The 25,946-nt window shown below is 72.8% G+C and carries 19 protein-coding genes and 1 pseudogene; 16 read left to right on the top strand and 4 right to left on the bottom strand.

The features are described from left to right. Nucleotides 1–57 precede the first annotated feature (57 nt). The 3 genes from AB0O01_RS14435 (at nucleotide 58) to AB0O01_RS14445 (ending at nucleotide 2,214) form a co-directional block, all read left to right on the top strand. On the top strand, nucleotides 58–612 hold the full coding sequence (locus tag AB0O01_RS14435; RefSeq protein WP_365313278.1) for an SAV_6107 family HEPN domain-containing protein: 555 nt from the start codon (nucleotides 58–60) through the stop codon (nucleotides 610–612). A 157-nt stretch (nucleotides 613–769) separates the two neighbouring features. Then, a complete protein-coding gene (locus tag AB0O01_RS14440) occupies nucleotides 770–1,531 on the top strand; it encodes a methyltransferase (protein ID WP_365313280.1) in 762 nt (253 codons plus the stop codon). Between the two features lie 287 nt (nucleotides 1,532–1,818). Next, nucleotides 1,819–2,214: a DUF3040 domain-containing protein gene (locus AB0O01_RS14445; RefSeq protein WP_365313282.1), complete on the top strand. Its 396-nt coding sequence runs from the start codon at nucleotides 1,819–1,821 to the stop codon at nucleotides 2,212–2,214. Nucleotides 2,215–2,924: 710 nt separating this feature from the next. Here the strand turns inward: AB0O01_RS14445 and AB0O01_RS14450 are convergent. The 4 genes from AB0O01_RS14450 to AB0O01_RS14465 all read right to left on the bottom strand — a co-directional run bounded on the left by AB0O01_RS14450 (nucleotide 2,925) and on the right by AB0O01_RS14465 (nucleotide 8,610). Further along, nucleotides 2,925–5,402 (bottom strand): DUF3488 and transglutaminase-like domain-containing protein, encoded by a 2,478-nt coding sequence (locus tag AB0O01_RS14450; RefSeq protein ID WP_365313284.1) that lies wholly within the window; start codon nucleotides 5,400–5,402, stop codon nucleotides 2,925–2,927. Then, the gene (locus tag AB0O01_RS14455) at nucleotides 5,399–6,793 is read right to left on the bottom strand and encodes a DUF58 domain-containing protein (RefSeq protein ID WP_365313286.1); all 1,395 of its coding nucleotides are present in this window, start codon (nucleotides 6,791–6,793) and stop codon (nucleotides 5,399–5,401) included. The genes AB0O01_RS14450 and AB0O01_RS14455 overlap by 4 nt, the downstream gene beginning before the upstream one ends. After that, on the bottom strand, nucleotides 6,793–7,821 hold the full coding sequence (locus AB0O01_RS14460; protein ID WP_365313288.1) for a MoxR family ATPase: 1,029 nt from the start codon (nucleotides 7,819–7,821) through the stop codon (nucleotides 6,793–6,795). Before AB0O01_RS14460 ends, AB0O01_RS14455 begins: the two co-directional genes overlap by 1 nt. A gap of 237 nt (nucleotides 7,822–8,058) precedes the next feature. Further along, entirely contained in the window at nucleotides 8,059–8,610 is a 552-nt protein-coding gene (locus tag AB0O01_RS14465; RefSeq protein ID WP_365313290.1) for a carbonic anhydrase, read from the bottom strand. A 502-nt stretch (nucleotides 8,611–9,112) separates the two neighbouring features. Here AB0O01_RS14465 and rsmH point away from each other — a divergent pair. The 13 genes and pseudogenes from rsmH to AB0O01_RS14530 all read left to right on the top strand — a co-directional run bounded on the left by rsmH (nucleotide 9,113) and on the right by AB0O01_RS14530 (nucleotide 25,860). Beyond that, complete coding sequence (rsmH, locus tag AB0O01_RS14470) at nucleotides 9,113–10,072, top strand: 16S rRNA (cytosine(1402)-N(4))-methyltransferase RsmH (protein WP_365313292.1); 960 nt, start codon at nucleotides 9,113–9,115, stop codon at nucleotides 10,070–10,072. A gap of 958 nt (nucleotides 10,073–11,030) precedes the next feature. Next, on the top strand, nucleotides 11,031–11,606 hold the full coding sequence (locus AB0O01_RS14475) for a hypothetical protein (protein WP_365313294.1): 576 nt from the start codon (nucleotides 11,031–11,033) through the stop codon (nucleotides 11,604–11,606). Continuing rightward, complete coding sequence (locus tag AB0O01_RS14480) at nucleotides 11,603–13,582, top strand: penicillin-binding protein 2 (RefSeq protein WP_365313296.1); 1,980 nt, start codon at nucleotides 11,603–11,605, stop codon at nucleotides 13,580–13,582. Before AB0O01_RS14475 ends, AB0O01_RS14480 begins: the two co-directional genes overlap by 4 nt. Before the next feature lie 282 nt (nucleotides 13,583–13,864). Beyond that, a pseudogene (locus tag AB0O01_RS14485) lies at nucleotides 13,865–15,427 on the top strand (UDP-N-acetylmuramoyl-L-alanyl-D-glutamate--2,6-diaminopimelate ligase); the annotation flags it as partial. Nucleotides 15,428–15,630: 203 nt separating this feature from the next. Further along, complete coding sequence (gene murF, locus AB0O01_RS14490; RefSeq protein ID WP_365313298.1) at nucleotides 15,631–17,046, top strand: UDP-N-acetylmuramoyl-tripeptide--D-alanyl-D-alanine ligase; 1,416 nt, start codon at nucleotides 15,631–15,633, stop codon at nucleotides 17,044–17,046. Further along, a complete protein-coding gene (gene mraY / locus AB0O01_RS14495; RefSeq protein ID WP_365313747.1) occupies nucleotides 17,046–18,116 on the top strand; it encodes a phospho-N-acetylmuramoyl-pentapeptide-transferase in 1,071 nt (356 codons plus the stop codon). Before murF ends, mraY begins: the two co-directional genes overlap by 1 nt. Continuing rightward, nucleotides 18,098–19,555: a UDP-N-acetylmuramoyl-L-alanine--D-glutamate ligase gene (murD, locus tag AB0O01_RS14500; RefSeq protein ID WP_365313300.1), complete on the top strand. Its 1,458-nt coding sequence runs from the start codon at nucleotides 18,098–18,100 to the stop codon at nucleotides 19,553–19,555. Before mraY ends, murD begins: the two co-directional genes overlap by 19 nt. Before the next feature lie 107 nt (nucleotides 19,556–19,662). Continuing rightward, nucleotides 19,663–21,018 carry a putative lipid II flippase FtsW gene (gene ftsW / locus AB0O01_RS14505; RefSeq protein ID WP_365313302.1) on the top strand — a complete coding sequence of 452 codons (1,356 nt, stop codon included), beginning with the start codon at nucleotides 19,663–19,665 and terminating at the stop codon, nucleotides 21,016–21,018. A gap of 6 nt (nucleotides 21,019–21,024) precedes the next feature. After that, a complete protein-coding gene (gene murG / locus AB0O01_RS14510) occupies nucleotides 21,025–22,119 on the top strand; it encodes an undecaprenyldiphospho-muramoylpentapeptide beta-N-acetylglucosaminyltransferase (RefSeq protein ID WP_365313304.1) in 1,095 nt (364 codons plus the stop codon). Between the two features lie 30 nt (nucleotides 22,120–22,149). Beyond that, nucleotides 22,150–22,944: an FtsQ-type POTRA domain-containing protein gene (locus AB0O01_RS14515; RefSeq protein ID WP_365313306.1), complete on the top strand. Its 795-nt coding sequence runs from the start codon at nucleotides 22,150–22,152 to the stop codon at nucleotides 22,942–22,944. Nucleotides 22,945–23,221: 277 nt separating this feature from the next. Then, nucleotides 23,222–24,409 (top strand): cell division protein FtsZ, encoded by a 1,188-nt coding sequence (ftsZ, locus tag AB0O01_RS14520; RefSeq protein ID WP_365313307.1) that lies wholly within the window; start codon nucleotides 23,222–23,224, stop codon nucleotides 24,407–24,409. Then, nucleotides 24,406–25,137 carry a peptidoglycan editing factor PgeF gene (gene pgeF, locus AB0O01_RS14525; protein ID WP_365313309.1) on the top strand — a complete coding sequence of 244 codons (732 nt, stop codon included), beginning with the start codon at nucleotides 24,406–24,408 and terminating at the stop codon, nucleotides 25,135–25,137. Before ftsZ ends, pgeF begins: the two co-directional genes overlap by 4 nt. 3 nt (nucleotides 25,138–25,140) lie before the next feature. Continuing rightward, nucleotides 25,141–25,860, top strand: coding sequence for a YggS family pyridoxal phosphate-dependent enzyme (locus AB0O01_RS14530; protein WP_365313311.1), 720 nt, complete (start codon nucleotides 25,141–25,143; stop codon nucleotides 25,858–25,860). Nucleotides 25,861–25,946 lie beyond the last annotated feature (86 nt).

Below are 25,946 nucleotides of genomic sequence, written 5' to 3' on the forward strand. Positions count from 1 at the left end.
CCGCACGATGGACACATACGGCCACAGAGCCGTCACACAGACGACAGGAGGTTCGTCATGGCCAACTCGTCCGCAGCCGCCGCCCGTCGGCGTCGCGTCCCCGGCCCTGCCCCCTCACTGAACGGCCCGGCGAGCGATGTGCACCCCGTTCTGCGCCGGGCCACGGCCCCGCCCGCCGCCCTCGACCTGCTCGCCCAGGCCCGCGCCGGACTCGACGAGGCCGCCGCCCTGGAGACCCCCAACGAGCGGTACGCGACGGCCCACCTCGCCGCCCTGCGCACCGCCGCCGCTGTCCTGGCCGCCCGTGGCCGCCCGGAGACCGGCTCCCGGCGCCGGGCCCGGATACGCAGCGCCTGGGAAGTGCTGCCCGAGATAGCCCCCGAGCTGACCGAGTGGAGCGCGCTGTTCGCCTCCGGCGCCCGGCGCCGCGCGCGGGCCGAGGCCGGTATCCAGGGCGCGGCCACCCGCCGGGACGCCGACGACCTGATCCGTGATGTGGCGATGTTCGTCCGGCTCGTCGAGCGCATGCTGGTGCTCCAGCCGGTCCTGCCCCCGCCCCGCCAGGAGGGGGACGGCCGGGCGGGGGAGAGCGGGCTGCCGGACGCGGGGTGAGCGGACCCGCCCGGGGCCGGGATGACCTGGTCCGTCGGCGCAGGCAATAGGGTGGGTGGCGCCTGAAAGGCCCTCCGTCCGGCACACCCCGGCCAGGAGGGCGAGCCCGTTCGCTCCGCCGTCCCCAAGGCGGTGCCGCGCCGAGGAGTCAACTGCCGTGCCGGACCCGACCCGACCCCGCGCCTCTCTCCGTACCGCCGTGGTCTGGGACGTCCTCCAGGACGCTCTGGACCGCAGGGTCAAGGCCACCGGCCGGGACGCCCTCGACGTCCTCGACACCGGCGGCGGCAGCGGCAACTTCGCCGTGCCGCTGGCCCGCCTGGGCCACCGGGTCACCGTGGTCGACCCCAGCCCCAACGCGCTGTTCGCGCTGGAGCGCCGGGCCGCCGAGGCAGGGGTCGCCGAGCGGGTCACCGGCGTCCAGGGCGACGCCCACGGGCTCTTCGACGTGGTCGAGCGCGGCCACTACGACGCGGTGCTGTGCCACGGGGTCCTGGAGTACGTGGACGACCCGGCCGAGGGGGTGCGCAACGCCGTCGCGGCACTGCGCGCCGAAGGCGTGCTCAGCCTGCTCGCCGCCGGGCTCGGCGGTGCCGTGCTGGCCCGCGCGCTCGCCGGGCACTTCACCGAGGCCAGGCAGGCGCTGACCGACCCGGACGGCCGCTGGGGCACCGGTGACCCGATGCCGCGCCGCTTCACCGCCGAGCAGCTCACCGCGCTCGTCGAGGGCGCCGGCCTCCGCGTCGGTGCCGTGCACGGCGTGCGGGTCTTCGCCGATCTGGTGCCCGGAGTGCTGGTGGACACCGAGCCCGGCGCGCTGGACGCGCTGCTGACCCTGGAGGCCGCGGCGGCCGAGCTGCCCGCGTTTCACTCGGTGGCCACGCAGCTTCATGTGCTCGGAGAGACCCGAGGGGCCTGAGCGACGGCGGGCCACCGCCGTGGCGCCGCGCTGATCAGGGCTTGAGCATGGATGGAGTACGCCACAGGCCCCCCGATCGGGCGCTTGTCGCCGTATGATCGAGGGAGACCGCTCCGGCATGACGGGTCGGCCGCCGGGGAATGGAAGCCTCAGCGAGCCATGACGCTTCATGGCGGAATCCGGTTGGCCAATTGGCGCAGAGGGGCGGGTTTCACGGGGGCGATTCCCTGCCTATCCTGAAGGGACCCCCCGGGTCGCCCCGGCGACTGCACGATGAGGAGGACTCCGTGCCGCTCTCGGAGCACGAGCAGCGCATGCTCGAGCAGATGGAGCGAGCGCTGTACGCCGAAGATCCCAAGTTCGCGACAGCGCTTGAGGGAAGCGGGCTGCGCACGTACACCCGGCGACGGGTCTACCAGGCGGTCGCCGGCTTCCTCGTAGGTATCGCGCTCCTCATGGCCGGAATGGTCGCCAAGCAGGTATGGCTCAGCGTGGTGGGATTCCTCGTCATGCTGGGGTGCGCGGTACTCGCGGTGACCGGCTGGCGCAAGGCCCCCAGACCGGGGGAGCAGGCCGCCGCAGACCCCCAGGCCCGCCGTCAGGGGCGCCAAAGGCGTTCCATGATGGACCGGATCGAGCAGCGCTGGCAGCGCCGCCGGGACGAGCAGCAGGGCGGCCAGTGATCCGTACACGCACTTCTCTGTGACGTCATACGTGTGAGGGGCCACCGTCCCACCGACGGTGGCCCCTCACACGCGTTCCCATGCCTGCCGCCCGCCGTCACACCAAGGGGCCGGCCCACCGCCAGGCCGAAGACGCAAGCCTTGCCGGTAGGCCGAAGAGGCAAGCCCTGGCGTTACGCCAGCGGCGCAGCCCCTGCTGTCACGCCGAAGGGGGCAGCCTCTGCGGTCACGCCGTAGGCGCAAGCTCTGCCGGTGGGCCGAGGGCGCGGCCTCTGCCGTCTCGCCGTAGGCGCAAGCCTTGCCGGTGGGCCGAAGAGGCAACCCCTGCCGTCACGCTGTAGGCGCAAGCCTTGCCGGTGGGCCGAAGACGCAGCTCCTGCCGTTACACCGAAGGCACCGGCCCTGGCGGTGGGCCCAAGAGGCAACCCCTGCCGTCAGGCCGAAGGCACAAGCCCTGCCAGTAGGCCGAAGGGGCAGTCCTGGCGCCACGCCAGCGGCGCAGCCCCCCGCCCTCACGCCGGAGGCGCAACCCCTTGAGCCCGCCCCACCCGCCCCCGCTCCGGCCCGCCCCCGCAGTCGGTATGCAGAAGGTCAGAAAGCCCGAGCCAGTGATCATCCGGCTCGGGCCTTCTGGCCCTCGGTGCGTCTCGGGCGCCGCCTCACGGGCCGTGCTCCGCGCCCCCGCGGTGCCCGCCCGCTCGCCTCCCGGCTCAGCCTCCCCGCGGTCCCGAAGGGGACGGCTTCGGCCGCCGGATCAGGCCCGCCCAGCGGTCCGCCACCCTGATCCGGAGCGTCGTCACCCGGTCGGACAGCGACCACACCGCCCGGATGGCCGAACGCGGGGCCAGCAGTGCCCGCAGCCGGGTCCGGCGGCCCGCCCGGGAACGCAGGGCCAGGCGCAGCCTGCGGACATCGTCGGCCAGGCCCGGTACGGCCTGGGGCTCGGGCGCGAACAGCACCTGCTCCACCGCGCCCGCCACCCGGTGCACCGACGCGGCGGCGGCCTCGTCGATCTCGCCCAGCCGGACGATCCGCGCCGCCGCCTTGCGCGGGGTGAGCGCCTCGTCGGGGAGGATGCCGTAGTCCCAGGCAGTGTCCGTCAGCTCCTGCCACACGGCCAGCACATGACCGGCGGCCGGTTGTCCGCCCGGTGGGGAGTCCAGCCGGATCCCCGGTCCCGCTGCCGATTCCGGTCCGTCCGGGGCGGACGGGCCGTGCTGCGCGGACGCGAGCCGTACCGTCCGCCGTCTGATCCGCCAGAGCATCGGGGCCAGCGGCACGGCCGCCACCGCCAGACCCAGCAGGGTCCAGCCGATGATCTGGTACCAGGGCGGCCCACCCGACCCGGAGGCACCGGCGGCGCTGGGAGCCGCGCTGTCGCACACCTCCAGCCGCTTGTCCTCCGCCGAGCAGCTCGGGCTGCTGGACGGGGCCTCGGACGGCGCCGCCTGCGACGGACGCGCCGTGTCCTCCGTCTCCGGCACCGTGGTGCCGGGCAGGTCGGGCAGCGTGTACTCGGGCGTCGAACCCCGGCTCGGGGTCGGCTCGAAGCGGGTCCAGCCCACGCCCTCGAAGTACAGCTCCGGCCAGGCGTGCGCGTCCCTGAGGCCCACCGCCACCGAACCGTCCGCCTGCATCGTGCCCGGAGCGAAGCCGACCGCGATCCGGGCCGGGATGTCCAGCGAGCGGGCCATCGAGGCCATCGCGAAGGAGAAGTGGACGCAGAAGCCGCGCCGGTCCCGCAGGAACCGGGCGATCCCCTCCGACCCGCTGCCGACCTCGACCTCCGTGTCATAGGTGAAGCCGCCGTTGAGGGCGAAGTACTCCTGGAGCCGGACCGCCTGCTCGTAGGGGTTCTCGGCGCCCTGGGTGATCTCGCGGGCGGTCTGCGCCACCATCGGCGGCAGCGAGTCCGGCAGCTCGGTGTAGTCCCGCTGGAGCTGCGCTGGAGGCTCCGGCGCCTGCGCGAGCTGCTCCGCCGTGGGATTCACATCGAGGCTGGTCACCTCGTAGGTCTGGCCGCCGGTGTTCTGGCCGTGGTCGCCGACCAGGGTCATCCCCACCGGCTCGTACCGCCACTGGCCCTCGATGTCGACACCGCTGGGCGGGTACGGCATCGGCAGCCAGTCCTGCTCGTACCACTCGGCCGCCGTGATCTGCGTGGTCACCTCCGTGCGCGCCACGTCCGCGGCGAGGCCGGTGGGAGTGGGCAGCTCGTCCGGGACCTGCTCGATCCCGCGCTTCGCGGGGCGCCAGGTGGTGCCGTCGAACTCGTCCAGGGAGACGATCCGCAGATACATGTTGGACAGGGAGTCGGAGTCGGTGCGCAGGGTCAGCACCGTACGGTCCTCGTCGACGTTGAGGCTGTCGCGGAGCGAGACCAGGGGGTTGACCGCGGAGATGGTGCCCCCACCGCCGCTGCCCGCGCCGACCCCGCCGCCCGCGTTCTCCAGCAGGCCGCCGTCCATCGCGGGCAGGCCCAGCGGTACCACCAGGGCGATCCCGAGCGCCACCACACCGATCCGCCGCCCGGTGCGCACCGGGGCCGCCGCGCCGCCGCCGTCCGGGACGGGCCCGCCGGGGGCACGCGGCCCGCCCGCGAAGACCCGGCCCCACTGGGAGAGCCGGTCACGGCCCTCGGCCAGCAGCAGCAACAGATAACCGGCCGCCGCGATCAGGAACCACGCCCAGCCGCCCGAGCCGTCCGACAGCCCGGCCGCCACCGAGTACAGCGCCAGCAGCGGCAGCCCGGCCGGGGCGGCGCTGCGGAACGTCACCGCCAGTACGTCGACCAGCAGCCCGATCACCAGCACCCCGCCGACCAGCATCAACTGGATGCCGTCCGACATCGGGGCCGGTATCGCGTACCGCTCGACGTCGTTGGTGCCGGCCTGGAGCAGGTCCCCGAAGCGCTGGAACGCCTGCGGGCCCGGGATCAGCCCGGCCAGGGCGTACTCGCGGGCGAAGGACAGGGTCAGCAGCACCAGCGAGACCAGCACCTGGGCGCCGATCGTCATCCAGCGCGCCAGCGGCACCCGCCGGGCCGCCATGCCCACCCCGCTCTGCACCAGCAGCAGCACCGCCCCCTGGAGCAGCCAGCCCGGCGACTCCACCAGCGGCAGCAGGGCACAGGACGCCATCAGCGTGGCCAGTGCCGCCATCAGCGCCATCCGCGCGCGCATGCTCACGACCAGCCCTCCCCGCCCCCGGCCGCGGTCAGACCGGAACGCTCCCGGTCCGCCTGCCGCCACAGTTCTCCCACCGTCGCCCCGCGCGGGACGCCCAGGGCCGTCCAGCCCGACTCGCGCAGCATCCGCAGCCGCTCCTGACTGTCCCGGTCCGGGCCGGGCACCTCGGTCGGCTCGCGCGTCCAGGTGTCGCCGTCCAGGACGAAGGCGAGCGCGCCGCCGCTGCGCTGGCGCATCCGGGCGGCCACCGCCGCCTGCTCCTCGTCCAGATCGCCGAAGAAGGCGACCAGCAGTCCCTCGTTGCCCCCGCGCAGCACGTCGTACGCGCGCGAGAGGCCGTCCCCGTCGGAGTGGTCGATCACGGCGAGGGTGTCCATCATCAGCCCGGCCGCGTCCGCCGACTCCTGGCTGGCACCGGCGAAGCCGTCGGCGCCCTCGCCGGGCACCGAGGTGCCGGTGTCCGTCAGCAGCCGGACCGAGAAGCCCCGTTCGAGCATGTGCACCAGGACCGAGGCGGCGCCGCCGACCGCCCACTCGAAGGCCGAGTCGGGGCCCGCGCCCCGGTAGGCGAGCCCCCGGGTGTCGAGCAGCACCGTGCAGCGCGAGCGCTGCGGCTGCTCCTCGCGGCGCACCATCAGCTCGCCGTAGCGGGCGGTGGAGCGCCAGTGGACGCGGCGCAGGTCGTCGCCGTGGCGGTAGCCGCGCGGGATCACGTCGTCCTCGCCGGCCAGGGCCACCGAGCGCTGCCGTCCGTCGCCGTACCCCTTGGCCTCACCGGCCAGGCGGACCGGCGGCAGCGGCTCCACGCGCGGGATGACGGTCAGGGTGTCGTAGGAGGAGAAGGAGCGGGTCAGCTCGCACATGCCGAACGGGTCGGTGAGCCGGAGCTGGAGCGGGCCCAGCGGATACCGGCCGCGCAGATCCGAGCGGACCCGGTAGGACACCTCGCGGCGCCCGCCCGCCTCCACCCGGTCCAGCACGAACCGGGGGCGCGGGCCGAGGACGTAGGGCACCCGGTCCTGGAGCATCAGCAGGCCCGTGGGCAGCCGGGAGACATTGTCCATCCGCAGATGGACCCGGGCCTCGGCGCCGGCCGGCACCCGGCCGGGGGAGAGCCGGCGGCTGCCCGCGACCCGGTAGCGGGTGCGGTACAGCACTCCGGCGCAGACCAGCGGCAGCACCGCGAGCAGCAGCCCGACCCGCAGCAGATCGGCCTGCCCGAGGACATAGGCGCAGACGGCGGCGGCGATCCCGGCGGCCAGGAAGGAGCGCCCGCGGGTGGTGAGACCGGCCAGGGCGGTACGGACACCGCCCTTGTCGCCGCGGTCCGCCTCCGGGGGGCCCGCCGGATGACCCGCCAAAGGCCCCGCGGGATGACCCGCGGTGCTCATCACAGCCTCCGGGGCGACTGCTGGCCGTACCCGCCGCGGACCGGACCGCTGCCGTTGTGCTCGGGGGCGGCCGGGACCGGGGTGTGCTGGATGATCTCCTGCACGACCTGCTCCGCCGTCCGCCGGTTGAGCTGGGCCTGGGCGGTGGGCAGCAGCCGGTGCGCGAGGACGGCGACGGCGAGGGCCTGGATGTCGTCCGGCAGGGCGTACTCCCGGCCACTGAGGGCGGCGGACGCCTTGGCGGCGCGCAGCAGATGCAGCGTCGCGCGCGGGGAGGCGCCGAGTCTGAGGTCGGGGTGCGTACGGGTGGCGGCGACCAGGTCGACCGCGTAGCGGCGGACCGTCTCGGCGACATGGACCGCGCGCACGGCCTCGATCAGCTTCACCACCTCGTGCGCGTGGGTCACCGGCTGGAGGTCGTCCAGCGGGTTCACCGCGCCGTGCACGTCGAGCATCTGCAACTCGGCCTCGGGGCTCGGGTAGCCGATGGAGACCCGGGCCATGAAGCGGTCGCGCTGGGCCTCGGGGAGGGGGTAGGTGCCCTCCATCTCGACCGGGTTCTGCGTGGCCACCACCATGAAGGGGCTGGGCAGTTCATAGGTCTGCCCGTCGATGGTGACCTGGCGCTCCTCCATGGACTCCAGCAGCGCCGACTGGGTCTTCGGCGAGGCGCGGTTGATCTCGTCGCCGATCACGATCTGGGCGAAGATCGCGCCGGGCTTGAACTCGAAGTCCTTGCCCTGCTGGTCCCAGATGGACACGCCCGTGATGTCCGACGGCAGCAGGTCGGGCGTGAACTGGATACGCCGCACCGAGCAGTCGATGGACCGCGCCAGCGTCTTGGCCAGCATGGTCTTGCCCACGCCGGGGACATCCTCGATCAACAGATGTCCCTCGGCGAGCAGCACGGTCAGCGAAAGCCGTACGACCTCGGGCTTGCCCTCGATCACTTCTTCCACCGAGCTGCGCACCCGGTCCACGGTGGCAGTCAGATCAGTGAGGCTCGCTCGATCGTCATAGGTCGTCACCCGGCCCTCCTCGGCCCGTTCTTACGTACCGGCCGACGCTCTGTGACGCGGCCGGCCCACCCCAAACACGAACACCACGCGGGAAAAGTTCCGCGGGGCGCCATCACCGCATTCTGATTGCCGTTACCTGTTCGTGTCACTCGACTACGGACAACTGGAAGCGATATGCGGTATTTGTTGCCTTTTTGTGCACTGGGAGGCCAGAGTTGGGTGCCCAACGAGTGTCCGTGCGCGGGGTTACGCCCCCGGATCGATCTCCCGCAGCAGCCCGGACCGCACATCGAAGACGAAGCCGCGCACATCGTCGGTGTGCACCAGGAACGGCGAGGTGCGCACCCGCTGCATCGACTGCCGGACGTCCTGGTCGACATCGCGGAACGCCTCCACCGCCCACGCGGGGCGCTGGCCGACCTCCATCTCCAGGTCGTGCCGGAACTCCTCGGTCAGGGACTCCAGACCGCACCCGGTGTGATGGATGAGCACGACGCTGCGGGTGCCCAGCGCGCGCTGGCTGATGGTCAGGGAGCGGATCACGTCGTCGGTGACGACACCGCCCGCGTTGCGGATGGTGTGGCAGTCGCCGAGTTCGAGACCCAGTGCGGCGTGCAGGTCGAGACGGGCGTCCATGCAGGCCACCACGGCGACCCGGAGCACCGGCCGGGCGTCCATGCCCGGGTCGGTGAACGCGTCGGCGTAGCGCCCGTTGGCCTCGACGAGCCGGTCGGTGACGGTGCCGGTGCGGACTATGGCGCTCTCGGGTCCGGCGGGAACCGATGCAGAAGTCGTCATGCCTATGACGGTACTGGTCACAGGCGGTCCGGTCCTGTGGTGGGAGAGGACAAAGGATGTCATCGGGCCATGTTGTGAGCCGATACACAGCATCTCTGCTGGATACGTCACCTCGTCTCCACCCGCCGTTCCCGGTACGCCCCCCGCGCGCGGGGCCGTACCGTCCGCCGGACGGGTGATCTTCGTCCCCCGAACGCGGTGTGCGCACCGCCCGCCGCGACGCGCAGGCCGGTTGATTGACCGCGCGGAACCGTGGACTAAAGTGGCGCGGAGCGGGAGGCGAGGCTCCCCTGCTGTACCGAGACCCCCTTGAGAACTCCCTGAGACCCCCGGTGACCTCGGTATTCACCGGTGGATCTCGCGACGTGCGCGGCGCGTACGCACGGCTCGGCCGCCACCCGCCTCCGGTCGGCCGACGCCCCCGGGCGCCGGCGGACCTCGCCTTGACGAGCGGGCGGGGACCCGGCGGTGCGTACGGTCCCGCCGGATCTGAGAGGCCCCTGTGAGCAGCGAGAGTCGACATGTCCCGGTGATGCTCCAGCGCTGCCTGGACCTGCTGGCCCCCGCCCTGGAGCGGCCCGGCGCGGTCGTCGTCGACTGCACCCTCGGCCTCGGCGGGCACAGCGAGGCGCTCCTCGCCCGCTTCCCCGGGGCCCGCCTCGTCGCCCTGGACCGCGACAAGGAGGCCCTGCGCCTCTCCGGCGAGCGCCTGGCGCCCTACGGCGACCGGGCCACCCTGGTCCACGCGGTCTACGACGAGCTGCCCGATGTCCTGGAACGGCTCGGCGTCGCGCGCGTGCAGGGCGTTCTCTTCGACCTCGGCGTGTCGTCCATGCAGCTCGACGAGGCCGACCGGGGCTTCGCCTACGCCCAGGACGCGCCCCTGGACATGCGGATGGACCAGACGACCGGTGTGAGCGCCGCCGAGGTCCTGAACACCTATCCCCCCGGCGACCTGGTCCGCATCCTGCGCGCCTACGGCGAGGAGAAGCAGGCCAAGCGGATCGTCGCGGCGGTGGTGCGGGAGCGGGAGCGGGAGCCGTTCACGAACAGCGCCCGGCTGGTGGAGCTGATCCGGGACGCCCTGCCGCAGGCCGCCAAGCGCACCGGCGGCAACCCCGCCAAGCGCACGTTCCAGGCCCTGCGGATCGAGGTCAACGGCGAACTGTCGGTCCTGGAGCGGGCCGTCCCGGCTGCGGTGGCCGCGCTCGCCGTGGGCGGCCGGATCGCGGTCCTGTCGTACCAGTCCCTGGAGGACCGGCTGGTCAAGCAGGTTCTGACGGCCGGCGCCGCCTCCACCGCTCCGCCCGGCCTGCCCGTCGTCCCCGAGCGCTACCAGCCCCGGCTCAAGCTGCTCACGCGCGGTGCCGAACTTCCCAGCGAGGAAGAGGTCGCCACCAACCGCCGGGCGGCCCCGGCACGGCTGCGCGCGGCGGAGCGCGTCAGGGAGGACGTCGGGTGAGCGACGGGGAAGTGGACGAGGCCAACAGGAGCGTGCCCGCGGGGGGCGTGCCGGGGTCCCCGGCGGGGGATCCGGCAGGGGTACGGCGCCCTCGTCGGACGGGCAGATGCCCGTGGCACCCGGGGACGGGCGGTCACCGACCCGGCGCCCGGGGACACGGTCCCCTGCCGGGCTCACGGGCGGGCTTCCGGGGGCATGGTCCTCTGCCGGGGCCACGGGCGGACGATGGTTGCCCGGAGGGCTTCCCGGGTCACGGTCCCCTGCCGGGCTCACGGGCGGGTGCTGGTTTCCTGGAGGGCTCCCGGGGCCACGGTCCTTTGCCGGGCCCACGGGCTGGTGGTGGTTGCCCGGAGGGGTTCCGGGGCCACGGTGGTCTGCCGGGCTCACGGGCGGGCGGTGGTGGCCGGGCGGCCTTCCCGGGCCACGGTCCCCGGCCGGGTGATGATGCCCCGGAGGGCTGCCGGGGCGACCATCGGCGACCCCACCCCCCGGTGGGCGGTAGCGCCCCGGGCCTGTGCGCGACCAACCGCGTACCGCGCCCTCAGGCACCCGCCGGCCCACCGCACCCGCACGAGAACCGCACCCCCCAACGCCCCCACAGAAGCGCTCGCCCACCCCACCCCGACCCCTCCGCCCGCCCCACGGGAACGGCCCCCGAGGGAAAGGCCCCCACGGGGATGGTCCGCGCCGGGACGGCCCCCACGGGAACGGCTCCCGCCAGATCGGCCCCCGCGGGGACGGCTCCCGCAGGATCAGCCCCCGCCAGAAGGGCCCCCTCCGTAACGGCCCCCGCAGGATCAGCCCCCGCCAGAACGGCCCCCTCCGTAACGGCCCCCGCAGGATCAGCCCCCGCCAGAACGGCCCCCTCCAAAACACCCCCCGCAGAGGCACCCCCCTCCGAAACAGTGACCCCCCTCCCCGGAACGCCCCCCACCCCCACCCGCCCCCAGGAGCGCCCGTGAGTGGGAAACCGGAGTTGCGCGGGCGGGCCGCCCGGCTGGCGCGGCTGTTTCCGGCCGGGCGGGGGCAGGCCGCCCGTACCCCGTTCGTGCTGCTGGTCGTCGTGCTGCTCGGCGGTGGGCTGATCGGGCTGCTGGTGCTCAACTCCGCGCTCAGCGAGGGCTCCTTCCGGCTGGCGGACCTCCAGCGGGACACCAAGGCCCTCACCGACGAGCAGCAGGCGCTCCAGCGGGACATCGACGCGTACTCCGCCCCCCAGGCCCTTCAGCGCCGCGCCCGCGAGCTGGGCATGGTCCCCGGCGGCGACCCCGCCTTCCTCGGCCCCGACGGCAAGGTCAGGGGCGTCCCCTCGCCCGCCGCCGAGCCCGCCTCCGCCCGCGCCCCCCTCGTCCTGGCCCCCGAGGCCATGCCCCCGGCGACCGGAGCCGCCCCGACCCCGGCCAGGCCGCCGTCGGCGACCCCGACCCCGGCCCCGACCCCGGCGGCCACAGCCACCCCCAACCCCCCAGCCGCCCCCGCTCCCGCCCTCACAGGCGCCCCCGCCGCGCCCTCCACCCCGACCCCCGGCAGGTGACGGAAGTGTCCGACAGGGAAGCGCCGCGCCGGCGCGTGCCCGGCCCCGTACGGTCCGACCGATCCGTGGGCCGGCAGCGTCCGGGGCCCGGCGCCCGGCCCGCCCGGCGGCCCGCCGCGCCCCGCCAGGGCCCCGGCGTCCCCGGCCCGCGCACCATCAGGCTGGGCAGCCCCCGCCCCCGGCTGCGGCTGGTCGGCGTCGCGCTGACCCTCGTCCTGTCCGTCTTCGTGGTCCGGCTCCTCCAGGTGCAGGCCGTCGACGCGGGCACCTACGCCGCCAAGGCCGAGGCCAACCGCTACGTCCACTACGTCCTGGCCGCCGAGCGCGGCGGGATCACCGACCGCAACGGTGTGGAGCTGGCGACCAGCGTCGACGCCTACGACATCACCGCCGACCCGACGCTCTTCACCCGGGAGGAGCTGAAGATCGACGACGGGCCCGAGCAGGCCGCCGCGCTGCTCGCGCCCATCCTCGGCCGCGACCAGGCCGGGATCGCCGAGCTGCTGCGCCCGGCGAACAAGGAACTGCGGTACGTCAAGCTGGCCAGCCGGCAGACCCCGCAGGTCTGGAAGCAGATCAAGGACCTGAAGTCCGCGCTGGCGGGCAAGGCGGAGTCCGACCGGACCACCGTCAACGTCCTCGCCGGGGTCCTCGCCGTCGCCAGCAGCAAGCGCGTCTACCCGAACGCCGACCTCGCCGCCGGGATACTGGGCTGGGTCAACGCCGACGGCAAGGGCGGCGGCGGGGTGGAGCAGCAGCTCAACGGCACCCTGGCCGGTGAGGACGGCAAGATCCGCTACGCCCAGTCCGGCGGGCTCCAGGTGCCCACCGCGGGCTCCACCGAGACACCCGCCGTGCCCGGCAGCGATGTGGAGCTGACCATCGACCGGGACATCCAGTGGGCCGCCCAGAACGCCATCAGCGAGCAGGTCGCCGAGTCCAAGGCCGACCGCGGCTATGTGATCGTCCAGGACACCCGGACCGGCGAGATCCTCGCCATGGCCAACTCACCCGGCTTCGACCCCAACGACCTCACCAGGGCGGAGTCCGCCAACCTCGGCAACGCGGCCGTCCAGGACGCCTACGAGCCCGGCTCCACCGCCAAGGTGATGTCCATGGCCGCCGTCCTGGAGGAGAACGCCGCCACACCGTCCACGCACGTCACCGTGCCGAACCGGCTCCAGCGCGGCGACCGGCTGTTCCGGGACGACATCGACCACCCCACCTGGTACCTCACCCTCAACGGCGTCCTCGCCAAGTCCAGCAACATCGGCACCATCCTGGCCACCGGCCAACTCGGCGAGACCCAGGCCGAGTCCAACGAGATCCTCTACTCCTACCTCCGCAAGTTCGGCCTCGGCGGCTACACCGGGCTCGGGTTCCCCGGCGAGACCAAGGGCATCCTCGCGCCGCCCGACCAGTGGTCCACCTCGCAGCAGTACACGATTCCTTTCGGCCAGGGCGTGTCCGTCAACGCGATGCAGGCGGCCTCCGTCTACTCGACCATCGCCAACGGCGGGGTCCGGATCGAGCCGACCCTCGTCCGCGGCACCAAGGGGCCCGACGGGCGCTTCACCCCGGCCGAGAAGCCCGAGGAGACCAGGGTCGTCAGCGAGAAGACCGCCAGGACGCTGTCCCAGATGCTGGAGTCCGTGGTGGACGACCAGGAGGGCACCGGCACCAAGGCGCGGATCCCCGGCTACCGGGTCGCGGGCAAGACCGGTACCGCCAACCGAGTGGATCCGGCCACCGGCCAGTACCGCGGCTACACCTCGTCCTTCGCCGGGTTCGCCCCCGCCGACCAGCCCCGGGTCACCGTCTACTGCGCCATCCAGAACGCCACCGAGGGCAGCTACTTCGGCGGCCAGATCTGCGGCCCGGTCTACAAGGAGGTCATGGAGTTCGCGCTGAAGACGCTCCAGGTGCCCCCGTCGGGAACCGACCCGCCGAGACTGCCCGTCACTTTCAGTCCCTGACGCATCCCGCCACACACACGACACACCGAGCAGCACACCCCATACCCCGCCAGTCCTCGACACACCGAACACCACACCCCGTACCGAACAACCCCACCCAGTACGGAGCACCACCCCCACTACCCAGCACAGCCGCCACGGCGGAGCACCCGCGCCACCGGAACCACCAGGAACCACCTCGTGACAACGATCACCCCGGATCCCGGGAACCAGGGCCCGCCCCCCGGGCCGCCCGGCCCCTCACTTCGCCCGCGGACGGGTACGCCCGGTACGCTCACCGCCGTGCCACACGCTGATCAGTCCCAAACCACCCAGAAGGGCCAACCCCCGGCCCCTCCGGGGCCGCCCCGGCCGGTCCGGGTCTCCGCCACACCCCTCGCGGAACTCGCCGCCCAGCTCGATGTCACCGCCCCCGGGGACAGCGCCGGTATCACCGGTATCACCCATGTCTCGGGCGCGGTCCGCCCCGGCGACCTCTATGTGGCCCGCCCCGGCGCCCGTGTGCACGGCGCCGACTTCGTCACCCAGGCCGCCGGACTCGGCGCGGCGGCGGTGCTCACCGACCCGGTCGGCGCCGAGCGCGCCGCCGCCACCGGACTGCCGGTCCTGGTGGTGGACCACCCGGCCGCCGTGATGGGCGAACTGGCCGCCATGATCTACGGCCACCCCGGCCGCGATCTGCTCCAGATCGGCATCACCGGCACCTCCGGCAAGACCACCACCGCCTATCTGGTCGAGGGCGGACTGCGCACCGTCCGCACCACCGGCCTGATCGGCACCGTCGAGACCCGGATCGGCGACGAGCGGATCAAGTCGGAGCGCACCACCCCCGAGGCCACCGACCTCCAGGCGCTGTTCGCGGTGATGCGCGAGCGCGGCACCGAGGCGGTCGCCATGGAGGTCTCCAGCCACGCCCTGGTCCTCGGCCGGGTCGACGGCTGTGTCTTCGACATCGCGGTGTTCACCAACCTCAGCCCGGAGCACATGGAGTTCCACTCCGGCATGGAGGACTACTTCCAGGCCAAGGCCCAGCTCTTCACCCCCGCGCGCAGCAGGCTCGGGGTGGTCAACCTGGACGACGCGTACGGCCGCAGACTCGCGGCGGAGGCCGGCGTACCGGTCGTCACCTACTCCGCCGAGGGCCACCCGGACGCCGACTGGCGCGCCGAGAACGTCTCCGTCGGCCCGCTGGACTCGCCGTTCACCGCGGTCGGCCCCGGCGGGCTGCGGATCGCGGCCCGCTCGCCGCTGCCCGGCCCCTTCAACGTGGCGAACACCCTCGCCGCGCTGGTCGCCCTGGCGGCGGCCGGGATCGACCCGCAGACGGCCGCCGACGGCATCGCCGCCGTACCCGGCGTACCGGGGCGCCTGGAGCGGGTGGACGAGGGCCAGGACTATCTGGCGGTGGTCGACTACGCGCACAAGACCGACGCCGTCGAGTCCGTGCTGAAGTCCCTGCGCAAGGTCACCAAGGGCCGGCTGCACCTCGTCCTCGGCTGCGGCGGCGACCGGGACACCACCAAACGCGCCCCCATGGGCGCCGCCGCGGCCCGGCTCGCCGACACGGCCGTACTGACCTCCGACAACCCCCGTTCCGAGGACCCCCTGGCGATCCTCGCGACCATGCTCCAGGGTGCCGCCTCGGTACCCGCCCACGAGCGCGGCGAGGTGCTCCTGTTCGAGGACCGCGCCACCGCGATCGCCGCCGCCGTGGGCCGCGCACAGCCCGGGGACACCGTGCTGCTCGCGGGCAAGGGCCATGAGCAGGGCCAGGACATCGCCGGGGTGGTACGCCCCTTCGACGACCGCCTGGTGCTGCGCGAGGCCATCCGGAAGACCCAGGGCCCGCACGTCCGGGAACCCGAGGCCCGGGAACCCGAGGTCCGAGGATCCACAACCCGGGGACCCGAGGCCCGGGGACCGGAAACCCGGGGATCCGAAGCCCGGGGACCGGAAACCCGGCGACCCGAAACCCGGGGACCGGAAGCCCAGGGATGAGAACCCAGAAGACCCGGGGATGAGAATCCACACGACCCAGGGATGAACTTGTGATCGCCCTCTCCCTCGCCGAGATCGCAGCAGTCGTCGGCGGGCAGACGTACGACATACCGGATCCGTCGGTCGAGGTCACCGGGCCGGTGGTCCGGGACTCCCGCGAGGCGGTGCCCGGCAGCCTGTTCGTCGCCTTCGCCGGCGAACGCGTCGACGGACACGCCTTCGCCGGGGACGTGGTGGCGGCGGGAGCCGTCGCCGTCCTGGCCGCCCGCCCGGTCGGGGTGCCCGCGATCGTCGTGGACGACGTGCAGACCGCGCTGGGCGCCCTCGCCCGGCATGTCGTCGCCCGGCTCGGCGCCACCCTCGTCGCCCTCACCGGCTCGGCAGGCAAGACCAGCACCAAGGACCTGATCGCCCAGGTGCTCCAGCGCGCGGCACCGACCGTCTGGACCCCGGGCTCCCTCAACAACGAGATCGGGCTGCCGCTCACCGCGCTCACCGCCACCGCCGAGACCCGCTTCCTGGTGCTGGAGATGGGCGCCCGGGGCATCGGCCACATCCGCTACCTCACCGGTCTGACGCCCCCTCGGATCGGCCTCGTGCTCAACGTCGGCACCGCCCACATCGGCGAGTTCGGCGGCCGGGAGCAGATCGCCGAGGCCAAGGGCGAACTCGTCGAGGCCCTGCCCCCGGCCGAGGAGGGCGGAGTGGCGGTCCTCAACGCCGACGACCCCCTCGTGCGCGCCATGGCGGCCCGGACGACGGCCCGGGTGCTGCTCTTCGGCGAGAGCGACGAAGCGGACGTACGGGCCGAGAACGTACGACTCACGGACAGCGGGCAGCCCGCCTTCACCCTTCACACACCCTCCGGGTGCGGTGATGTGACCATGCGCCTGTACGGTGAGCACCACGTGTCGAACGCGCTCGCCGCCGCCGCCGTCGCCCATGAGCTGGGCATGTCCGCATCGGAGATCGCCCTCGCGCTCTCCGGGGCTGGCTCCCTCTCCCGCTGGCGGATGGAGGTCACCGAGCGCCCGGACGGCGTCACGGTCGTCAACGACGCCTACAACGCGAACCCCGAGTCCATGCGAGCCGCTCTGCGCGCGCTCGCGGCCATGGGCAAGGGGCGTCGTACGTGGGCCGTGCTCGGCCCGATGGCCGAACTGGGGGACGAGGCGCTCACCGAGCACGACGCGGTCGGGCGGCTCGCCGTCCGGCTCAACGTCAGCAAGCTCGTCGCGGTCGGGGGCAGGGAAGCCGCCTGGCTGCAACTGGGCGCATATAACGAGGGTTCGTGGGGTGAGGAGTCGGTGCACGTGTCCGACGCACAGGCGGCGGTCGACCTGTTGCGCAGCGAGGTGCGCCCGGGGGACGTCGTCCTCGTGAAGGCGTCCCGATCGGTCGGCCTGGAGAGTGTCGCCGAGGCGCTGCTCGCCACGGGTGCCGAGGGTGAGGTTGCCGCCCGATGATGAAGCAGATCCTGTTCGCGGGAGTCATTGGTCTCTTTCTGACCCTGGTCGGCACCCCGCTGCTGATCAAGCTCCTGGCGCGCAAGGGCTACGGCCAGTACATCCGCGACGACGGCCCGCGCGAGCACGCCAGCAAGCGCGGTACGCCGACGATGGGCGGTATCGCCTTCATCTTCGCGACCGTCGCCGCGTACTTCCTGTCCAAGGTGATCTCCGGCTACCCGCCCACCTACTCGGGCCTGCTGGTGCTGGGCCTGATGGTCGGGATGGGCCTGGTCGGCTTCCTGGACGACTACATCAAGATCGTCAAGCGGCGGTCGCTGGGGCTGCGGGCCAAGGCGAAGATGGCCGGGCAGCTCATCGTCGGTATCGCCTTCGCGGTGCTGGCCCTCCAGTTCGCCGACAACCGGGGCAACACCCCCGCCTCCACCAAGCTCTCCTTCATCACCGACTTCGGCTGGACCATCGGCCCGGTGCTGTTCGTGGTGTGGGCGCTGTTCATGATCCTGGCGATGTCCAACGGCGTGAACCTGACGGACGGTCTGGACGGCCTCGCCACCGGCGCCTCCGTCCTGGTCTTCGGCGCCTACACCTTCATCGGCGTCTGGCAGTTCCAGGAGTCCTGCGCCAACGCGGGCACCCTGACCAACCCGGGCGCCTGCTACGAGGTGCGCGATCCGCTGGACCTCGCGGTGGTCTCCGCCGCGCTGATGGGCTCCTGCCTCGGCTTCCTGTGGTGGAACACCTCGCCCGCCAAGATCTTCATGGGCGACACCGGTTCGCTGGCGCTCGGCGGTGTGCTGGCCGGGCTCGCGATCTGCTCCCGCACCGAGCTGCTGCTGGCCATCCTCGGCGGTCTGTTCGTCCTCATCACCATGTCGGTGGTCATCCAGGTCGGCTCGTTCCGGATGACCGGGAAACGCGTCTTCCGGATGGCGCCGCTCCAGCACCACTTCGAACTCAAAGGCTGGTCCGAGGTCCTTGTCGTGGTCCGCTTCTGGATCATCCAGGGCATCTGTGTGATCGTCGGACTGGGCCTCTTCTACGCGGGATGGGCAGCGGACAAGTGACCTCCTCGGTGCCCGAAGGGCCGGCGGAATTCCAGGGCAAGCACATCACCGTCGCCGGGCTCGGCGTCTCCGGCGTCCCGGCGGCCAGGGTGCTCGCCGGGCTCGGCGCCCGGGTCACCGTCGTCAACGACGGCGACGACGAACGGGCCCGCGCCCAGGCCGCCGAACTGACCGCGCTGGGCGTCACCGTCCGGCTCGGCGACGGCGCCACCCTGCCCGAGGGCACCGAGCTGATCGTCACCGCACCCGGCTGGCAGCCCGGCAAGCCGCTGTTCGCCGCCGCGGCCGAGGCCGGTGTCCCGGTCTGGGGCGATGTCGAACTGGCCTGGCGGCTGCGCGGCCTGCACGGCGGGAAAGCCGCCCCCTGGCTCGCCGTCACGGGCACCAACGGCAAGACCACCACCGTCCGGATGCTCGCCTCGATCCTCACGGCGGCCGGTCTGCGCACCGCCGCCGTCGGCAACATCGGCGTCTCCCTGCTGGACGCGGTCCTCGCCGAGGAGCCCTACGACGTCCTCGCCGTCGAGCTGTCCAGCTACCAGCTCCACTGGGCACCCTCCCTGCGCGCCCACTCCGCCGCCGTCCTCAACCTCGCCCCCGACCACCTCGACTGGCACGGCTCCATGGCGGCGTACGCCCGCGACAAGGGCCGTATCTACGAGGGCAATCGCGTCGCCTGCGTCTACAACGTGGCCGACAAGGCCACCGAGGACCTGGTGCGCGCGGCGGACGTCGAGGAGGGCTGCCGGGCCGTCGGCTTCACCCTGGGTGCCCCGGCCCCCTCCCAACTCGGCGTCGTCGACGGCCTCCTGATCGACCGGGCCTTCGTCGCCGACCGGCTCCGGAGCGCCCAGGAACTCGCCGAGGTCGCCGACATCGTCCCGCCCGCCCCGCACAACATCGCCAACGCCCTCGCCGCGGCGGCCCTGGCCCGCGCCTACGGCGTCCCCGCCACCGCCGTACGGGACGGGCTGCGCGCCTTCGCGCCGGACCCGCACCGCATCGAGCTGGTGGCGGAGGTGGACGGCGTCTCCTATGTGGACGACTCCAAGGCCACCAACACCCATGCCGCCGAAGCCTCCTTGGCGGCATACGATCCGATCGTATGGATTGCGGGCGGCCTCGCGAAGGGCGCCACCTTCGACGAACTGGTCGCCCGGTCCGCCGCCCGGCTGCGCGCCGCCGTGCTGATCGGCGCCGACCGTGCCCTCATCCGGGACGCCCTCGCGCGACACGCGCCGGAAGTACCCGTCGTCGACCTCGACCGGACCGACACTGGGGCGATGCTCCAGGCGGTGACGGAGGCGAAGCGGCTGGCCCGGCCCGGCGACACGGTGCTGCTGGCCCCGGCCTGCGCCTCCATGGACATGTTCACCAACTACAACCAGCGCGGTGACGCGTTCGCGGCGGCCGTCCGCGGACTCGGCGCAGGCGCCTGACGGCGGGTCCCGTCCCCGCGGGTGCTCCGTAACCCCGCTTCGGGACCCTTGGAGGCACGGGGTGACTCGGGTGACTCGCATGTGGCTGAGGTCGGGAGGAGCCGGTGATGTCCGGTAGCCGTACGGGCCGCCCTCCGGTGCAGCGCACCGTCAAACGGCCGCCGCCCCCGCGGGCGTCCCGCGACAACCCGGTGCTGCGGCTCCACACCCGGGCCCGCCGCGCCTGGGACCGGCCGCTGACCGCCTACTACCTGATCATGGGCGGCTCGCTGCTGATCATCGTGCTGGGGCTGGTGATGGTCTACTCGGCCTCCCAGATCACCGCGCTCCAGATGTCGCTGCCCGGCTCCTACTTCTTCCGCAAGCAGCTCCTCGCCGCGGCCATCGGCGGGGTCCTGCTGTTCGCGGCCTCGCGGATGCCGGTGAAGCTGCACCGGGCGCTCGCCTACCCGATCCTCGCCGGGGCGGTCTTCCTGATGGCGCTGGTCCAGGTGCCCGGGATAGGGGTCGCGGTCAACGGCAACCAGAACTGGATCGCCGTCGGCGGCTCCTTCCAGCTCCAGCCCAGCGAGTTCGGCAAGCTGGCGCTGGTGCTGTGGGGCGCCGATCTGCTGGCCCGCAAGCAGGACAAGAAGCTGCTCGCCCAGTGGAAGCACATGCTGGTGCCGCTGGTCCCGGTCGCCTTCATGCTGCTGGGGCTGATCATGCTCGGCGGCGACATGGGCACCGCGATCATCCTCTCGGCGATCCTGTTCGGTCTGCTGTGGCTGGCCGGCGCCCCCACCCGGCTCTTCGTCGGGGTGCTGTCGGTGGCCGCGCTGCTCGGCGCGATCCTCATCAGGACCAGCCCCAACCGGATGGCCCGGCTCGCCTGCATCGGCGCCACCGATCCCGGCCCGAACGACAGTTGCTGGCAGGCCGTGCACGGCATCTACGCCCTGGCCTCCGGCGGACTCTTCGGTTCCGGCCTCGGGGCCAGTGTGGAAAAATGGGGGCAACTCCCCGAGGCGCACACCGACTTCATCTTCGCCGTCACCGGCGAGGAGCTGGGGCTCGCGGGGACGCTGTCGGTGCTCGCCCTGTTCGCCGCTCTAGGCTATGCGGGCATCCGCGTGGCCGGCCGTACGGAGGACCCCTTCGTCAGGTATGCCGCGGGAGGCGTGACCACCTGGATCACGGCCCAGGCCGTGATCAACATGGGTGCGGTGCTCGGTCTGCTGCCGATCGCCGGCGTCCCGCTCCCGCTGTTCTCCTACGGGGGATCCGCCCTGCTGCCGACCATGTTCGCCATCGGGCTGCTGATCGCCTTCGCGCGCGACGAGCCCGCTGCGCGGTCGGCGCTTGCCATGCGGCAGCCCCGCTTTGGTAGAAAGCGGGCGGGAGGCGCCATGCTGGAGCGGGGGCCTCGGAGATGGAACACGATGCGACGGCGTGCCTCGGCGCGTACGTCCGGAGAGCGGTGAATTTCGGTGCATGTCGTACTCGCCGGTGGGGGGACCGCCGGCCACATCGAGCCCGCGCTCGCCCTCGCGGACGCCCTGCGCAGGCAGGATCCGGCCACGGGCATCACGGCCCTGGGCACGGAGCGCGGACTGGAGACCAAGCTCGTCCCGCAGCGCGGCTATGAGCTGGCGCTGATCCCGGCGGTCCCGCTGCCCCGCAAGCCGACCCCCGAGCTGATCACCGTCCCGGGCCGGCTGCGGGGCACGATCAAGGCCGCCGAGCAGATCCTGGAGCGCACCAGGGCGGACGCGGTCGTCGGCTTCGGCGGCTATGTGGCGCTGCCCGGCTATCTCGCCGCCAAGCGGCTCGGCGTCCCGATCGTCATCCACGAGGCGAACGCCCGCCCCGGCCTGGCCAACAAGATCGGCTCGCGCTACGCGGCCCAGGTCGCCGTCTCCACCCCCGACAGCAAGCTGCGCGGCGCCCGCTACATCGGCATCCCGCTGCGCCGCGCCATCGCCACCCTGGACCGGGCCGCCGCCCGCCCCGAGGCCCGCGCGCTGTTCGGCCTGGACCCGAACCTCCCCACCCTGCTGGTCTCCGGCGGCTCCCAGGGCGCCCGCCGGCTCAACGAGGTGGTCCAGCAGGTCGCCCCCTGGCTCCAGCAGGCCGGAATCCAGATCCTGCACGCGGTCGGTCCCAAGAACGAACTGCCGCAGGTACAGCAGATGCCGGGAATGCCCCCCTACATCCCGGTAAGTTACGTGGACCGGATGGACCTCGCGTACGCGGCGGCCGACATGATGCTCTGCCGCGCGGGCGCGATGACCGTCGCCGAACTCTCCGCCGTCGGGCTCCCGGCCGCCTATGTCCCGCTGCCCATCGGCAACGGCGAGCAGCGGCTGAACGCCCAGCCGGTGGTCAAGGCCGGCGGCGGCCTGCTGGTCGACGACGCGGAGCTCACCCCGGACTGGGTGCGGGAGAACGTCCTCCCCGTCCTCGCCGACCCGCACCGGCTGTACGAGATGTCCCGCGCCGCCGGGGAGTTCGGCCGCCGGGACGCCGACGACCTCCTGGTCGGCATGGTGTACGAGGCGATCGCCGCCCGTGCCCACCGCTAGCAGGCCCGAGTAGGGCGAAAGGCAGGAAGCGTGGCCGGAACGACGACCGCCGAGCGCGGACAACGCCAGCAGGAGTCGTCCGGCCCGCCACCCCCCCGGCGCCCGCGCGCACTCCGGCTTCGTACGATCATCATCCTCACCGTCGCCCTGGCACTCGTCACCGGCGGTGGAGTGTGGGTGCTCTACGGGTCGCAGTGGGCGCGGGTGGAGCGGGTCTCGGTCACCGGGGCCCGGGACCTCACCCCCGAGCAGATCACCGAGGCGGCCGACGTTCCGCTCGGGGCGCCGCTGATTTCCGTCGACACCGATGCCGTGGCGGCCCGACTGCGCGGGAAACTGCCCCGAATTGACACCGTGGACGTGGTCCGCGCCTGGCCGCACGGAATCTCTCTGAAGGTGACCGAACGCACCGCCGTACTCCTGATCGAGAACGACGGGAAGTTCACCGAAGTGGACGACGAAGGTGTCCGGTTCGCCACGGTCTCCAAGGCGCCGAAAGGTGTTCCGCTGCTGGAATTGACCGTCGCCCGCAGCGGTTCGGCGGCGGCCAGCGCCCGCCGCTTCGGCGAGGGCCGGCTGATGCGCGAGGCGGTCCGGGTGACCGACTCCGTCCCGGCGGCCGTCGCCCGGACGACCCGGCTGGTCAAGGTCCGTTCCTACGACGACATCTCGCTGGAGCTGGCCGACCGGCGCACGATCGCCTGGGGCAGCGCCGAGCAGGGCGCCGCGAAGGCCCGGACACTGACGGCGCTGATGAAAGCCGAGCCGGACGCCCGGCACTTCGACGTCAGTGTTCCCACCGCCCCTGCCGCTTCCGCGAGTTGACGCACATCCGTGCAGTTCAGCACCCTGGTTGGGCAGCGCTACGGCTGATCACATAGGGTGAAAAGAAAAACGGGAGGTTCGGCGTGTTCGTTGAACGGGCGCCACTTGTCGACTTACTGTCCTGTTCAGAAGACTTCAGGGAACAGACATACTGGTAACCCTAAACTTCAGGGTTAGGGTTCGGGTCGGCGCTACGGACCGTCCCATTCGGCATCAGTCGCCGGAGCGCGGAGACCCGCGACACGGCGACTCGTAATCGAGGCGAGAGGCCTTCGACGTGGCAGCACCGCAGAACTACCTCGCAGTCATCAAAGTCATCGGTGTCGGCGGCGGTGGTGTCAATGCCATCAACCGGATGATCGAGGTCGGTCTCAAGGGTGTCGAGTTCATCGCCATCAACACCGACGCCCAGGCGCTGTTGATGAGCGACGCCGACGTCAAGCTCGATGTCGGCCGCGAACTGACCCGCGGACTCGGCGCCGGAGCCAACCCGGCCGTCGGCCGCAAGGCCGCCGAGGACCACCGCGAGGAGATCGAGGAGGTCCTCAAGGGGGCCGACATGGTCTTCGTCACCGCCGGTGAGGGCGGCGGCACCGGCACCGGCGGCGCCCCCGTCGTGGCCAACATCGCCCGCTCGCTGGGCGCCCTGACCATCGGCGTCGTCACCCGCCCGTTCACCTTCGAGGGACGGCGCCGGGCCAACCAGGCCGAGGACGGCATCGCCGAACTGCGCGAAGAGGTCGACACCCTCATCGTCATCCCCAACGACCGGCTGCTGTCCATCTCGGACCGCCAGGTCTCCGTCCTGGACGCCTTCAAGTCGGCCGACCAGGTCCTGCTCTCCGGTGTCCAGGGCATCACCGATCTGATCACCACACCGGGTCTGATCAACCTCGACTTCGCCGATGTGAAGTCGGTCATGTCCGAGGCCGGTTCGGCCCTGATGGGCATCGGCTCGGCCCGCGGCGACGACCGCGCGGTGGCCGCCGCCGAGATGGCCATCTCCTCGCCGCTGCTGGAAGCCTCCATCGACGGCGCCCGCGGGGTGCTGCTCTCCATCTCCGGCGGCTCCGACCTCGGACTGTTCGAGATCAACGAGGCCGCCCAGTTGGTCAGCGAGGCCGCCCACCCCGAGGCCAACATCATCTTCGGCGCCGTCATCGACGACGCCCTCGGCGACGAGGTCCGGGTCACCGTGATCGCCGCCGGGTTCGACGGCGGCCAGCCGCCCGCCAAGCGGGACGTGCTCAGCTCGGCCGGCGCCAAGCGCGACGAGCCCGCCCCGGTACGGCAGTCCGACAGCCGCCCCTCCTTCGGCTCGCTCGGCAGCGTCAAGCCCAAGGAGGAGCCCGAGCCCGCCCCGGAGCCGGTCGCCGACCACTCCGCCCCGCCGGTCCCGCCCTCCCGCAGCTATTCCAGCGCCGCCGAGGAGATCGAGCTGGACGTGCCGGACTTCCTGAAGTGATAGGACGACAGACAGACGTGAGCGGCGCGCACTTCGCCTTCACCGACCGGTGGGGCGGGGTGAGCGCCGCTCCGTATGAGGAGCTGAACCTCGGCGGCGCGGTCGGCGACGACCCCGGCGCGGTCACCGCCAACCGGGAGACGGCCGCCAAGTCGCTGGGCATCGACCCCGGCCGGGTGGTCTGGATGAACCAGGTGCACGGCAACGCGGTCACCGCGGTCGACGGCCCCTGGGGCGAGCGCCCGGCCCCCGAGGCCGACGCGCTCGTCACCGCCGAACGCGGTCTCGCCCTCGCGGTGCTGACCGCCGACTGCGTCCCGGTGCTGCTGGCCGACCCGGTCGCCGGGATCGTCGCCGCGGCGCACGCCGGGCGCCCCGGGCTGGTGGCCGGAATCGTCCCCGCCGCGCTACGCGCGATGACCGAGCGCGGCGCCGACCCCGCCCGGATCGTCGCCCGCACCGGACCGGCCGTCTGCGGACGGTGCTACGAGGTGCCGGAGCCGATGCGCGCCGAGGTCGCCGCCGTGGAACCCGCGGCGCACGCGGAGACGAGTTGGGGCACTCCCGCGGTCGATGTCGCCGCCGGGGTGCACGCCCAGCTCGCCCGCGCCGGAGTGCGCGACCTGGAGCGGTCGCCGGTGTGCACCCGGGAGTCGCCCGATCACTTCTCGCACCGCCGCGACCGGACCACGGGCCGGCTCGCGGGCTATGTCTGGCTGGACCGGTAGGACATGACGGACCGCAGGAGCGAACTCGCCGCGAATCTGACGGCAGTGCGGGCGCGCATCGACGCCGCGTGCGCGGCGGCCGGGCGCGCGCCGGGGGACGTGACCCTCATCGTCGTCACCAAGACCTATCCGGCGAGCGATGTGCGGATCCTCAGTGAACTGGGGGTGCGCGATGTCGCCGAGAACCGCGACCAGGACGCGGCGCCCAAGGCCGCGGAATGCGCGGACCTGCCGCTGAGGTGGCACTTCGTCGGACAGCTCCAGACCAACAAGGTCCGATCCGTCGTCGGGTACGCGGACTTCGTGCAGTCCGTCGACCGGTCCCGGCTGGTCACCGCCCTGTCCAGGGAGGCGGTCCGGGCCGGCCGGGAGACGGGGTGCCTGATCCAGGTGGCCCTGGACGCGGGCGCCGACGGCCGGGGGGAGCGCGGGGGCGTGGCGCCGGAGGGGATCGAGGAGTTGGCCGCGCTCGTCGCCCGCTCGCCGGGGCTGCGGCTCGACGGACTGATGACCGTCGCCCCGCTCACCGGGGAGTTCGCGGGGCGGCAACAGGCGGCGTTCGGACGGTTGATGGAATGGTCGACCGACCTGCGCCGGGCCCATCCGGCTGCGACCATGGTCTCGGCAGGGATGAGTGCGGACCTGGAGCAGGCCGTGGCGGCCGGGGCGACACATGTGCGCGTCGGTACGGCGGTACTCGGAGTCCGCCCCGGGCTCGGGTAACGTCGCCAAGAAGTCGGACCACAGCAGAAAATATGGTCAATACCGCCGAAAGGCGGGCGCAACGACCTCGTGGATCGCGGGCACTT

Source organism: Streptomyces sp. NPDC093252, assembly GCF_040683675.1.
Taxonomy (GTDB): domain Bacteria; phylum Actinomycetota; class Actinomycetes; order Streptomycetales; family Streptomycetaceae; genus Streptomyces.